Genomic DNA, 12,496 nt, shown 5'->3' with positions numbered 1-12,496 from the left:
GGACCTCCCGTCAACGCGACTCACAATGAGGCATAAGGTCATGCAACAGCAATCGGGCAGCCAATCGGGCCAACAACAGCAAGGCGGCGCTCCGCGTCCCAGCCAGCAGCAGGGACAGGGTAGCACGTCGAACCAGCAAGGCGGCACCGTCTTCAACGACTGGGCGTCGATCTGACCCCTACCTCTCGTGACGCGACCACGCCGATGTGAGATCGGCCTGCAGCGGACACCGCTTCAGCGCACACGAGCCCCGAACATGCCTCTGCGCCGCCCCTTGCGCGGCGCGGAAACCGGCCCCAGACTGGTCATCCCCTCACAGTGAGCGCATGATCCGATGGCGAGCCCCCTTACCTCGATCAAAGGCATTGGCCCGGCGATTGCCGAAGGCTTTGCGCGCGCAGGCATCACCTCGGCCGAGGAGCTGCGCGCGATCGGTGCCGAGGCCGCTTACGAGGTCTGGCTCGCGAGCGGCAACCCACCCCATTTCATCGGCTACTATGCGCTGCACATGGCCCTTCAGGGCCGCCCCTGGAACGATTGCCGAGGCGCCGAGAAAGAAGCGTTCCGTGTGAAGTTCGACGCACTCAAGGCACGCGTCGCGGCGCAGGGCGCCAACACCGCACCAAGCAAAGAGAAAGGCCGCGCCCGGCTGGACGCGGCCCTCGATGAGATTGGTCTGCGCGAAAAGCGCTAGGCCGGATCAGCCGACGATCTCGAGACCCGAGAAGAAGAAGGAGATCTCTTTCGCGGCGGTTTCCGGAGCGTCGGAGCCGTGCACCGAGTTCTCGCCGACCGAGAGAGCGAATTCCTTGCGGATCGTGCCATCGGCCGCATCGGCCGGGTTGGTCGCGCCCATCACTTCGCGGTTCTTCGCGATCGCGCCTTCACCCTCGAGCACCTGCACGACGACCGGCTCGGATGCCATGAATTCGCACAGCTCGCCGTAGAAGGGGCGTTCCTTGTGGACTTCATAGAACTTGCCGGCCTGCTCCATGGACAGCTTGATGCGCTTTTGCGCGACGATGCGCAGGCCAGCTTCCTCGAACTTGGCATTGATCTTGCCGGTGAGGTTGCGCTTGGTCGCGTCGGGTTTGATGATGCTCAGCGTGCGTTCGATGGCCATGTTTGACCCTTTCCTAGTGTTCGCGGCCGGAAATCCGGTCCGAAATATCCCGCGCCTGCTATCACGAGGGGCGTGAGTTGAAAAGCCCTCTAAAAGGCGATCACGGGGAGATTGGCGTGAAAATGTGACCATCTGGTCAACGGGCATGCAAATCGCAGCCCGGTGCGCGTGGCACGCGAGGGATGCCTCCGGCGGAGATATTTTTATCAAGAAGAAGGGGGGCGATTGACTGTGCGCCAGCCCTGCGCCAAGTCAGGCCTCATGTTGCGCATCTCCGATATCTCCTTCTCGATCGAGGGCCGCCCGCTGTTCGCAGGCGCCTCCGCCACGATCCCCGAGGGCCACAAGGTCGGTCTTGTTGGCCCCAATGGCACGGGCAAAACCACGCTGTTCCGGCTGATCCGGGGCGAGCTGACGCTGGACGGGGGCGAGATCTCCCTGCCCTCGCGCGCCAAGGTGGGCGGTGTCGCGCAGGAAGTGCCGTCCTCCTCGACCTCGCTTCTGGATACGGTGCTGGCCGCCGATGAGGAGCGCGCAAGCCTGCTTACCGAGGCCGAGAGCGCGACCGATCCGCATCGCATCGCTGAGGTGCATGCGCGACTGACCGATATCGACGCCTGGTCGGGCGAGGCGCGGGCCTCCTCTATTCTGCGCGGGCTGGGGTTCGATACGGAGGCGCAGCAGCGCCCCTGTTCGGATTTCTCCGGCGGCTGGCGGATGCGCGTTGCCTTGGCGGGCGTTCTGTTCGCCCAGCCTGACCTACTGCTGCTGGACGAACCGACGAACTATCTCGATCTCGAAGGGGCGCTCTGGCTCGAGCAATATCTGGCGCGCTATCCGCACACCGTGATCGTCATCAGCCACGACCGAGACCTGCTGAACCGGGCCGTGGGCGCGATCCTGCATCTCGAGGACAAGCAGCTGACGCTTTATCAGGGCGGCTACGACACATTCGCGCGCACGCGCAGGCTGCGGCGCGAGGCGCAGGCGGCGCAGGCCAAGAAGCAGGAGGCGCGTCGCGCCCATCTTCAGAGTTTCGTCGATCGCTTCCGCGCCAAGGCCACCAAGGCCAAGCAGGCGCAGGCGCGGGTCAAGATGCTCGAGAAGATGGAGCCGATCACCGCGCCCGAGGAGGCCGCGAAGCAGGTCTTCACCTTCCCCGAGCCCGAACAGCTCTCACCCCCGATCATCGCGATGGAAGGGGCCGCCGTGGGCTATGGCGGGCCCGCGATCCTCAAGCGGTTGAACCTGCGGATCGACCAAGATGACCGGATCGCGCTTCTGGGACGCAATGGCGAGGGAAAATCAACGCTTTCCAAGCTCTTGGCGGACAAACTTGAGGTGATGGAGGGCAAGATCACGCGCTCGTCCAAGCTGCGGATCGGCTATTTCGCGCAGCATCAGGTGGACGAGCTGGATCTGGGCGAGACGCCCCTGACCCACTTGCAGCGCGAGCGCCCCGAAGAGCATCCGTCCAAGCTGCGTGCGCGGCTGGCGGGGTTTGGCCTCGGGGCCGATCAGGCGGAGACGGCGGTGGGCAAGCTCTCGGGCGGGCAGAAAGCGCGGCTGTCGCTACTGCTGGCCACGCTGGACGCGCCCCATCTGCTGATCCTCGACGAGCCCACGAACCACCTCGATATCGAGAGCCGCGAGGCGCTGGTGACGGCGCTGACCGAATATTCCGGCGCGGTGGTTCTGGTCAGCCACGACATGCACCTGCTGGGGCTGGTCGCGGACCGGCTGTGGTTGGTGAAAGGCGGCGCGGTTGCGCCCTATCAGGGCGATCTGGAGAGCTACCGGGCGGAGCTGCTGGCCCCTGCCCCCGAGGAACGCGCGGCGAAAGCGGCGGCGCCCAAGCCCGCCAAACCCTCACGCGATGCGATGAGCGCGCTCAAGCGCGAGCTGCGCGATTGCGAGGCGCGGGTCGAGAAGCTGACCGAAATGCTGGAAAAGCTCGACGCGAAACTGGCGGACCCGGCGCTTTACGAGGCGGGCAAGGCGTCTGACCTCGCGGTCTGGCAGGCCAAGCATGCCGAGGCCACGCAGGCGATGGAGCGGGCCGAAGCGCTGTGGATGGCGGCTTTGGAAAAGCTCGAGGCGGCCGAACAGGGCTGAGCCCGGCCCGTTCGCTCAGGCCTCGTCGAACATGCCCTCGAACAGAGGCGAAGACAGGTAGCGCTCGCCGGAATCGGGCAGCAGAACGACGATGGTTTTGCCCGCGTTTTCAGGCTCATGCGCCAGCCGCAACGCCGCCGCCGTGGCCGCGCCGCAGGAGATGCCCGCCAAAATGCCCTCTTCGCGGGCCAGCCGCCGGGCGGTCTCGATCGCCGCGTCATTGCTGACCGTCTCGATCCGGTCGACCAGATCCATGTCGAGCACTTCCGGAACGAACCCCGCCCCGATGCCCTGGATCTTATGCGGGCCGGGTTTCAGCGCCACGCCCGCGCGGGCCTGGCTGAGCACGGGGCTCGCCTCGGGCTCGACCGCGACGGAGATCACCGGCAGGCCCTTCTCATGCTTGAGATAGCGCGAGACGCCGGTGATCGTGCCGCCTGTCCCGACGCCCGCCACGAAAATATCGACCACCCCACCGGTATCCTCGAAAATCTCGGGGCCGGTGGTCTTGGCGTGGATATCCGGGTTCGCGGGGTTCTTGAACTGCTGCAGCAGCACATAACGGTCAGGATCGGAGGCGGTGATCTCCTCGGCCTTGGCGATCGCGCCGGCCATGCCCTTCGCGCCCTCGGTCAGCACCAGTTTCGCGCCGTAAGCGAGCAGCAGCTTGCGCCGCTCGACGCTCATTGTGTCGGGCATGGTCAGCGTGATCGGGATGCCGCGCGAGGCCGCGACGAAGGCAAGCGCGATGCCGGTATTGCCCGAGGTGGGCTCGACGATCTCTTTCCCGGGGCCGAGGATGCCGCGCTCCTCCGCATCCCAGATCATGTTCGCGCCGACCCGGCATTTCACCGACCAGGCCGGGTTGCGTGCCTCGATCTTGGCGAGGATCGTCGCCCCCGCCCCCTCCGTGATCCGGTTGAGGCGCACCAGCGGCGTATTCCCGATGCTGAGCGAATTATCGTCAAAGATACGGGCCATCAGGTGTCCTTTCCGGGGGAGCGCGGGACGCGCTCAGAGGTTGTAGATGCCTTCGAACTTCTCGGTCAGATAGGCCAGTAGCGGGCCCTCGTTGGGCTCGAACCCGCAGGCATGGCGGATCGTGTCGCGCGGGGGGCGCAGGCCGCCGAAGACGCGCAGGTTCTGGTCGAGCCAGGCTTTCGCGGGGCTTGCATCGCCCTCGGCCAGACGCGCGTCGATCTCAGGGACGGCCGCGCGCATCGCCTGATTGAGGCAGCCCGCATAGACATTGCCCAGAGCATAGGTCGGGAAATAGCCGAAGAGGCCCACCGACCAATGCACATCCTGCAGGAAACCCTGCGAGGGCTTGGTGACGGTCACGCCGAAATCGTCCTTGAAACGCGTGTTCCACGCCTCTTCGAGATCGGCCACCTCGAGCTTGCCCGCGATCAGGTCGCGCTCCAGATCGAAGCGCAGCATGATGTGGAGGTTGTAGTTCAGCTCGTCCGATTCCGTGCGGATGAAGCCCATTTCGACGCGGTTCACCAACGCATGGAAGGCCTGCGCGTCGATCCCGAGATCGCCGAAAGCGTCGCTCATGCGATGGTGCAGCCAGCCGGTAAAGGGAGCCGAGCGGCCGAGCTGGTTCTCGCAGATCCGGCTCTGGCTTTCATGCACGCCCATCGAGACGCCGTGGCCCAGCGGGGTGAAGCGGTAGGCCGGGTCGATCGCCTGTTCGTAGGTGGCGTGGCCGACCTCGTGGATGGTCGAGTAGATATTGCCGAACGGGTCGGATTCCGAGATCCGGGTGGTGATGCGCGCATCGTCGCCGCCGCCCGAAGAGAACGGGTGCACCGACATATCCAGCCGCCCGCGCGTCCAGTCATAGCCGAAGGCGGTGGCGCAGATCCTGGCCAGCCGCAGCTGCGCGTTTTCCGGGAAGACCTTGTCGAGCGGTTGCGGTTCGACCTCGGAGCCCAGCACGCGATCGCGCAACTCCACCAGCGGGCCGCGCATCTTGTCGAAGATCGCGGCGATTTCCTTCGCGGTGGCACCCGGTTCGTAATCGTCGAGCAGCGCATCGTAGAGATCGCCCTCGGAGAGGCATTCCGCCTCCTCGCGCTTGAGCCGCACCACTTCTTCAAGCGTCGGCAGGAAGGCGGAGGCATCTTCATTCGCGCGCGCCTCGGCCCAGATCCCCTGGCTGAGCGAGGTGATCCGCGCCAGTTCCGTGGCCAGTCGCGCGGGAATGCGGGTCGCGCGGTTATAGCTGCGCCCGATCAGGTCGAGCATGCGGGCGCTGACCTCATCATTCGCTTCGGCGCGGGCCAGCCAGTCCTCGATCTTCGGATCGGTGCGGCGGGCGTGCAGAACGCTCTCGATCGCGGCCATCTCCTCGGCGCGCTGATCGGCAGCCCCGCGCGGCATCATCACTTCCTGATCCCAGCTCAGGAGCCCCGCGATATTGTTCAGCGCCTCGGTTTCGCGCTGATGCGCGATCAATTCCTGATAGGCGCTCATGCGCGGCCCTCCCGGATGGAACGAATGACAGGATAGCGCGCCGTGTGACGCGCGCGGATCACGAGGACCCAGGTGATGACAGCGCCGAACTGGTGGATCAGACCAAGCCACCAGTAGTGGACCAGCTCAAGCGCGGTGGTGATGCCCAGAATCATCTGGAAGAAGATCATCGCGGCGGCCAGCGCATAGGCCTCGCGCGTGCTCTGATGGGCAGAGCTGCGCGCGCGCCAGGCGGCGTAGAGGCCGAGAAGGAAAACCAGGTACCCGACAATCCGGTGATTGAACTGCACCAGTGCCGGGTTCTCGAAGAAATTGCGCCAAAGCGGCGTGTAGTCGAAGCTTTCCGAGGGCAGGAACTGACCGTTCATCGAGGGCCATGTCGGGAAGGCGAGCCCCGCGTCGATCCCCGCCGTCAGCGCGCCGAGGATGATCTGCACGAAGACCAGACCGATCAACACCGCCCCGATCCGGCCGAGTTTCGGCTCGGCCAGACGCCGCGCTTGCAGCAGTTCCGATTGCGGACGCGAGAGCTGCACGGCGAACCAAGCGATCAGCCCCAGAATGATGAAGGCGAGCCCCAGATGGGTCGCAAGCCGGTAGGACGCGACCGAAGTCATCCGGCCCACGAGACCGGAGGAGACCATCCACCAGCCGATCGCGCCTTGCAGCCCCCCCAGGACCCCGAGCGAGAACAGCCGGCCCGTCCAGCCCGGCGGGATCTTCTTCGTCAGCCAGAAGCCGAGGAAGCCAAGGAACCAGACGATCCCAACGAAGCGGCCAAGCTGACGATGCCCCCATTCCCACCAGAAAATGCCCTTGAACTCGGACACGGTCATGTCGGGGTTCATGTATTTGAACTGGGGGCTGGCCTTGTAATTGGTGAATTCGGCCTGCCAATCCGCATCGCTCATCGGCGGGATCGCCCCCGAGATCGGCTTCCATTCGGTGATCGACAGACCGCTATCGGTGAGCCGCGTGGCGCCCCCCACCGCGATCATCGCAACGACCAACGTGAACAGGACGAAGAGCCACAGCCGGATCGCCTTGCGGGCACCGCGCGGCTTGGCGTCGATCATGCCACCTGCGGGTTCGGCTCGTGTCGTGGCGCCCTGCGTTCCGACCTCTTCGAAGATGCTGCGTTTCTGGCTCATGCGTGCGGGCCCCCGGCTTTTTGTCTGCGCCTGTTCTTGGCTATTTAGCGCAAGGCAAACTAGGCCGCCCCCTCACCGGGGGCAAGGGGGCGGCGTGGCGCGTGGATCGTCTGGCGATGCCGGGCGCGCTCAGGAAAAGTCTTCGCGGATGATACGGTCCTTTTCGACGCCAAGCGCTTCAAGCGTCGCTTCAATCTCCTCGACCATCGCATCGGGCCCGCAGATATAGAACTTGCCGCTTTCCTTTTCCGCGTAGGGCGCGAGAAAGGCGCGGTCGATCATCGCCGTACAGACACCCGCGTCGGGATCCTTCTGATCGGTGACGGTCCAGACGGTCTCGAGCCCCTCCATCGCCTCGAATTCCTTGCGCAGGATGATGTCGGCCTCGGTCTTGTTCGAGAAAATCAGCCGGCACCCCTCCAGCTTGCCCTCTCGGGCCAGACGCGCGCGCAGGATGGCGATGAAGGGTGTGACCCCTGCCCCGCCTGCAATGAAAGTGCCGGGCCCCTTGTCCTCGATCGCGCCCCATGGGTCCGAAATCTCGACCACCTCGCCGGGCTTGAGGGTCGCGATTTGCGCGGTGACGCCCTGATGATCGGGATAGGACTTGATCACGAATTCGAGCGTGTCGCCGTCAGCGGGGTTGGTGAAGGTGAACGGGCGCGGCTCGTCCGTCCAGCCCTCGCGGGTGAGGGTCAGATCGACCGCCTGGCCCGGCGCGAACTCAAACCCCTCGGGACGCGGGAAACTCAGGTGATAGGTGTCGCGGGTGACCGGTTCGATGGATGTCAGCGTCAGTCGGGTGCTCATGTCATCTCCTCTCTTTTGCTGGACGAACGCGGCAAGCGGGGAACACGTTCCGGTGAGCGCGCAATGAGAGAGGCCGCGCAGGTCACACCGCGCGGCCTCCATTTGGCGGACTGCGTTTCGCGGATTACAGACCGAGCGCCGCACGCACTTGATCGACGACGCCCTCGACCAGTTCAGGATTGGCGCGCGCGCTCTCGACCGCGGTCTTGAGCGTGGCTTTGGTTGCGTCGGGCAAAGCCGAAGTGTCGATCACCTTCTCGACCGTATCGGCGTCGAAACCGTCCACGGTCAGCGCTTTGGCCGCATCCATCAACCCGGGCACGGCGCCCTGCCCGGTCACATCGGCCTGTGTCTGGGCATTGGCGGCGGTGGTATCGGCGGTCTGGCTTGCGGTCTCGGCGGCATTCGTCGCGGCGGCGGCGGCGTCAGAGGCAGCATCGGCGGCCTTGCTGGCGGCTTCGGCGGCCGATTGCGCGGCCGAGGCCGCCCCTTCGGTCGTGGTATCGCTCGCGTTGACCTCCGCCTGAGCGGCGGCGTCGGAGGCGGCATTCGCGGCCTCGGTCGCCGCTTCGGCGGCCTGGGTTGCCGCATCGGCAGCTTCGCTGGCGGCATCGGTCGCCGATTGCGTGGCCGAATCCATCGTGGCCTTCGCCGCGTCGGTCGCAGCCTGCGCTGCATCTGCCGCAGCCGAGCCCGCCTTCTCGGCGGCGGCCTTCGCCGCCTCGACCGAGGCCTGCGCAGCATCGCCCGCATTTTGCGCCGCCTCATTGGCGGCATCGACGGCCTGCGTCACGCCCTCCTTCGCCGCGTCCATGTTTTCCTGTGCCGCTTGTTTGGCGTCCTCAGCGGCTTCAGAGGCCGCTTTCTTGGTGCCATCGACCATCTCCGCGGCCTTTTCTTTCACCGCATCGGCGGCCTGCGAGGCAGCCTCCGTGGCTTGGCTCGCGGCATCCTTGACCGACTCACCGGCCTTTTGCAGCGCGTCGCCCGCCTTCTGGGCCGCGCTTTGCGGTGCAGGTTCGGGGTCGACGGGTTGAGGCTCTTGCGAGGTCGTCACGAAAATCACACCGGCGGCGATCGCCACCACCACCACGGCCAGTCCGGCAAACTTGTTCATTGTAAATACCCTCTCTCAGGAACCTAAATACTGTGCCGTCGTTATCGGCGGGTCAGCACGGGAGTGAAACCTCTCGCCACGGTTTCGCGCGCGCCCGCTTGTGAGGCAAGCGAAACCCAACGCGCCCGCAAAGCCCCCGGTTCCCTGCGCTTTGAGGTTGAAAGCGCCCCCGCACGGGACTATCTTGCGCGCCTGAATTACTCATGGCTACAGAAGGATTTCCACCATAGCCCGCAGACCTCATAACGCCCCGCCGACCCGTGACACCGGACCTCGAGTGAACGGACGGATCCGCGCCCCTGAAATTCGCCTGATCGGGGCGGATGGCGAGAATGTCGGGGTCGTCTCTCCGCGCGATGCCATGGCCATGGCCGAGGAGGCCGGGCTTGATCTCGTGGAAATCTCGCCGAACGCAAATCCGCCGGTCTGCAAGATCATGGATTTCGGCAAGTTTAAATACGAACAGCAGAAGCGCGAGGCCGAGGCCCGCAAGAAGCAGAAGATCATCGAGATCAAGGAAGTGAAATTCCGTCCCGGTACGGATGTTCACGACTACGAAGTCAAGATGAAGAACGTCATGAAGTTCCTCGAGAATGGCGACAAGGTGAAGGTCACCCTGCGCTTCCGTGGTCGCGAGATGGCGCACCAGAATCTCGGGCTCGAGCTGCTCAACCGCGTGCGCGATGATGTCGGCGATGCCGGCAAGGTCGAGAGCATGCCCAAGCTCGAAGGCCGCCAGATGGTGATGATGATCGGCCCGACCAAGTAAGGCGATCCATCAGGACGATTTCGAAGCCCTCCCCTTGCGGGAGGGCTTTTGTCTTTGGAGCGACGGGTTCAGAAGGCCGCAAGAGATGGCGGTTCTGACCTGAGCCCGGCGCCCGCCCCCCGGGCGGGGTTGTTCCCGGCCAAGGTCATCGCTCTATCCCGCAAGAACGCCAGCAACGGCGCCGACGACGCGCCTAGGCAAACGCGCCGTCCAAGGAGGAGCGCGGCACACGACCCACCCGGGGCGGCACAAGCGCAGCCCTCACCACCAAATTCAGACCCCGGAAAATTAAAGCGCCGCGGGAGGGAGACCCGCGGCGCATTTTAGGGATAAGACGAGGGAGAACGTCTGATCCTCTGTTCGGGTTCCGGCGGCAGTGCCGCGTCAGGGAGATCAAGAACCCGATGCACATGTAGATATGGGAGTATCTGCGTGCTGAACTTGACTTAGGTCAAAACGAGAGCCGGTTAAACTGCGACATGTTGTACACCGGGTCACGTTTTAGCCAGAGATCGGTGATGAACCCGTGAAAATAAGGCCTTTTTCAACGATCGGCCCGAGACGTTTCAGGTTCTTTCCGCCCATCTGCGACAACCCGCCGCAGGTCCGTCACAGATCGCGCAGGCCGAGCCGGATCGCCCGGTTGTCGTTGCGCTTGAGAACCGACTCGGCAAGGCGCCGGGCAAGCACCTTGTGGCCCTTCGCAACAGCCCGCTGGAACAGTTCGCGCTGGTAGCGCGGGAAGTCTCGGCGCGCGCGCAGGCGACGGTGGAAATCCGCCTCGCTGAGACTGCCATCGAGGGCGGCCAGCAGGATCGGACTGAGCAACCCCATCTGATGCAGCGACGACCCCAGACGGTGCCCCATAAGCGGCGTCCGCAGCTTCATCACATTTGCCCCGGTGAAGCGGTCCACATGGCCCGCATCGAGCGGCTCATAGGGATCGTAGAGAATCGTCACCTTACGCGCTGCGAGGCTCGCCTCCGCCGCATCGCCATATTTGCCGGTAAAATCCCTGTCCCAAGCCACCTTGTAACGCGTCTCCCAGGGCACGACGGACTTGTCGAGTGTCGATTGCGGCGAGATCGCCACCACATCCGCTCCCGGACAGGCCGCCGAGAAGGCGCAGGCCGCGTAGCCGCCCATCGAGGCGCCGTAGAACACCACCCGCTTGAACTGCGCGAAGAAGCCTTCGCCCGCGAGCCGGTCGAACTCGTCGCCGACCCAAGGGTCGCGATACCAGGTCCAGCCGCCCGCCATCGCGCCGAGCATCGACCAGCCCTGCTTCTCGATGAACTCAAACCCCCAGGGCCTGCGCGTATCGCGCTTGTTCATCGCGATGTCGAGATTGTCGAAGGTCACGACCAGCGTGTCCTGCGAACGCGGGATGTAGAGAAAGCTGTGCGACCCGTTATCGGTATAAAACCCGTCCTTGCCCGCGAGCTGCGTCGCGATCTCGGCCCAGCCCGGATCGCTCACCTGCTCGGCAGGCGGGTTCGGGGCAAAGGCGATCCGCATCTGCTTGCCGCCGCCGCCATCGCTGAATTCCTCGAGGATCTCGCTCGTGCCGTGATCGCGCAGGAAGGGAAAGCTGCCCGAGCCTTTGCGGACATCCATCAGCATCTTGCTATCAGCATGTAGCGCCGCCTCAAGAACGGGCTTCAAATGCTTGACCTTGTTCACATCTCCAAAGCCAGAGAGGTTCAGCAGCAGATCGACGGGGCGCAGATCGGCGGCCTTTCCGACATAGCGGATACGCTCAGGATCGACCCCGTTCTCGGCCAGATAGGCGCGATAGCCTGCCACCCAATCGCTCTCGCTCTCGGGCCATTTCCCGTTCGGTTTCAGGTCGATCAGGGTGATATCGCAATCCCAGCGGTCATGGGCTGCGAGCACCAGCCCCGGCGAGGTGCCCCCCAGATCCGCAATGGACGAGAGCTCGGACATCCCTGCCGCCTCGATCAGTCCCAGATCCGCGCCCTTTTGCTCGAAGACCAGTTTCGCGCGCCCTTTGATGGGTGCAAATTCCGGGCGAATATCGTGTTTCTTCAGAAGCTTGTCGAAGAAACTCCCGGCACGCGGAATGCCGTTGAAACGCAGGCCCAGCTCGCGCTTGTTCGATGCCCACAGATGCAGCGCCGTCGTCTCGTCGGTCAGCTTCTCCTCGACCTTCGCGGCCTCGCGGATCATCATCGTGCGCTCGCGGAAGGTGACCGGGTAGAAAGCCTCGAGCGGCTGCACCTGATCATGCAACCCGTGTTTTTCCACGAAATGCGAGATCATCATAGGCCCCCAGACGCCCCAGGGCTGCTGGGTCACATGGACCGGCTCGCCCGCCCGCGCCGCGGCGGCATAGTCTTCTCGCATCGCCGGTTTCAGGAATGGCGGGATCGCATAACGATCCTCCATGAAGCCAATGATATCCTTCAGGATTTCACTCTCGGCAGGCAGACCTAGAACGGCATTGTTGACACGTTTCGAGTTGGGCAGCTCATAGCCCATCACATAGTCGCTCTCGTACTCCATCGGGCGCCAGCAATAGACATCCGTGTCGATCCAGATCAGCCCCGGATTCTGCGCAATCATGTGAATCCGGAAGTAATCCGCAAAGAGCGCGAAACTGTCCTTCTTCTCGTACTTGATGAAATCGTCAGTATCGAGCACCTCGCGCCCGTCGCGCCGGATCACCCCCTCGGGCACGTTGGGGATGTCTTCGTAGGAAAAGAGCGTGATCTTCTGACCCGCGTCGACGAAGCTTTTCAGGCAAAGCTGCTCCATCCAGCTCAGCGCGCCGCCGATCCAAAGCGTGCCAACCTCGCGTTCCCGTGCCATGCGCTGCCCTTCGCCTCTCGCCGCGCGGCTCTGCCCGCTTGCGGCTTTTCCTTGGTTTTGCCGCATCCTGCCCGAGAGCTTGCCCTTTTCCAATGGAA

11 protein-coding genes are annotated in these 12,496 nt (G+C 64.3%); 4 read left to right on the top strand and 7 right to left on the bottom strand.

Annotation, left to right across the window (positions count from 1 at the left end):
- Positions 1–40 precede the first annotated feature (40 nt).
- A complete protein-coding gene (locus TP2_RS18955; protein ID WP_276202120.1) occupies positions 41–175 on the top strand; it encodes a hypothetical protein in 135 nt (44 codons plus the stop codon).
- Positions 176–334: 159 nt separating this feature from the next.
- Positions 335–694: a TfoX/Sxy family DNA transformation protein gene (locus TP2_RS02750; RefSeq protein ID WP_038072985.1), complete on the top strand. Its 360-nt coding sequence runs from the start codon at positions 335–337 to the stop codon at positions 692–694.
- Positions 695–700: 6 nt separating this feature from the next.
- Here TP2_RS02750 and ndk read toward each other — a convergent pair whose 3' ends face one another.
- Entirely contained in the window at positions 701–1,123 is a 423-nt protein-coding gene (gene ndk / locus TP2_RS02745) for a nucleoside-diphosphate kinase (protein ID WP_038072983.1), read from the bottom strand.
- A 261-nt stretch (positions 1,124–1,384) separates the two neighbouring features.
- Between ndk and TP2_RS02740 the strand changes: the two genes are divergently transcribed.
- Entirely contained in the window at positions 1,385–3,238 is a 1,854-nt protein-coding gene (locus TP2_RS02740) for an ABC-F family ATP-binding cassette domain-containing protein (protein WP_038072982.1), read from the top strand.
- 15 nt (positions 3,239–3,253) lie between these two features.
- Here the strand turns inward: TP2_RS02740 and cysK are convergent, their stop codons facing one another.
- The 5 genes from cysK to TP2_RS02715 all read right to left on the bottom strand — a co-directional run bounded on the left by cysK (position 3,254) and on the right by TP2_RS02715 (position 8,797).
- On the bottom strand, positions 3,254–4,219 hold the full coding sequence (gene cysK / locus TP2_RS02735; RefSeq protein ID WP_038072978.1) for a cysteine synthase A: 966 nt from the start codon (positions 4,217–4,219) through the stop codon (positions 3,254–3,256).
- Positions 4,220–4,252: 33 nt separating this feature from the next.
- On the bottom strand, positions 4,253–5,719 hold the full coding sequence (locus TP2_RS02730; RefSeq protein ID WP_038072977.1) for a carboxypeptidase M32: 1,467 nt from the start codon (positions 5,717–5,719) through the stop codon (positions 4,253–4,255).
- Entirely contained in the window at positions 5,716–6,870 is a 1,155-nt protein-coding gene (gene ctaA, locus TP2_RS02725; RefSeq protein WP_038072976.1) for a heme A synthase, read from the bottom strand. The genes TP2_RS02730 and ctaA overlap by 4 nt, the downstream gene beginning before the upstream one ends.
- A gap of 129 nt (positions 6,871–6,999) precedes the next feature.
- A complete protein-coding gene (locus TP2_RS02720) occupies positions 7,000–7,680 on the bottom strand; it encodes an FAD-binding oxidoreductase (protein ID WP_038072975.1) in 681 nt (226 codons plus the stop codon).
- A gap of 124 nt (positions 7,681–7,804) precedes the next feature.
- Positions 7,805–8,797 (bottom strand): hypothetical protein, encoded by a 993-nt coding sequence (locus TP2_RS02715; RefSeq protein ID WP_051692130.1) that lies wholly within the window; start codon positions 8,795–8,797, stop codon positions 7,805–7,807.
- 277 nt (positions 8,798–9,074) lie between these two features.
- Between TP2_RS02715 and infC the strand changes: the two genes are divergently transcribed.
- The gene (gene infC / locus TP2_RS02710) at positions 9,075–9,566 is read left to right on the top strand and encodes a translation initiation factor IF-3 (RefSeq protein WP_240473691.1); all 492 of its coding nucleotides are present in this window, start codon (positions 9,075–9,077) and stop codon (positions 9,564–9,566) included.
- Positions 9,567–10,175: 609 nt separating this feature from the next.
- On the opposite strand, the gene TP2_RS02705 is transcribed toward infC, so the two are convergent.
- The gene (locus TP2_RS02705; RefSeq protein ID WP_038072973.1) at positions 10,176–12,398 is read right to left on the bottom strand and encodes a hypothetical protein; all 2,223 of its coding nucleotides are present in this window, start codon (positions 12,396–12,398) and stop codon (positions 10,176–10,178) included.
- Positions 12,399–12,496: the final 98 nt, after the last annotated feature.

This window comes from Thioclava pacifica DSM 10166 (genome assembly GCF_000714535.1).
GTDB classification, from domain to species: Bacteria; Pseudomonadota; Alphaproteobacteria; order Rhodobacterales; family Rhodobacteraceae; genus Thioclava; species Thioclava pacifica.
The sequence above is the reverse complement of the archived record's forward strand: the minus strand, read 5'-3'. Positions and strand labels throughout refer to the sequence as shown.

Excerpts from the sequence above, each read along its gene's own strand:
- TP2_RS02730 (WP_038072977.1), bottom strand. The coding sequence starts at position 5,719 with ATGAGCGCCTATCAGGAATTGATCGCGCATCAGCGCGAAACCGAGGCG.
- TP2_RS02740 (WP_038072982.1), top strand. The coding sequence starts at position 1,385 with ATGTTGCGCATCTCCGATATCTCCTTCTCGATCGAGGGCCGCCCGCTG.
- TP2_RS18955 (WP_276202120.1), top strand. The coding sequence starts at position 41 with ATGCAACAGCAATCGGGCAGCCAATCGGGCCAACAACAGCAAGGCGGC.
- ndk (WP_038072983.1), bottom strand. The coding sequence starts at position 1,123 with ATGGCCATCGAACGCACGCTGAGCATCATCAAACCCGACGCGACCAAG.
- ctaA (WP_038072976.1), bottom strand. The coding sequence starts at position 6,870 with ATGAGCCAGAAACGCAGCATCTTCGAAGAGGTCGGAACGCAGGGCGCC.
- TP2_RS02715 (WP_051692130.1), bottom strand. The coding sequence starts at position 8,797 with ATGAACAAGTTTGCCGGACTGGCCGTGGTGGTGGTGGCGATCGCCGCC.
- cysK (WP_038072978.1), bottom strand. The coding sequence starts at position 4,219 with ATGGCCCGTATCTTTGACGATAATTCGCTCAGCATCGGGAATACGCCG.
- TP2_RS02750 (WP_038072985.1), top strand. The coding sequence starts at position 335 with ATGGCGAGCCCCCTTACCTCGATCAAAGGCATTGGCCCGGCGATTGCC.
- TP2_RS02705 (WP_038072973.1), bottom strand. The coding sequence starts at position 12,398 with ATGGCACGGGAACGCGAGGTTGGCACGCTTTGGATCGGCGGCGCGCTG.
- TP2_RS02720 (WP_038072975.1), bottom strand. The coding sequence starts at position 7,680 with ATGAGCACCCGACTGACGCTGACATCCATCGAACCGGTCACCCGCGAC.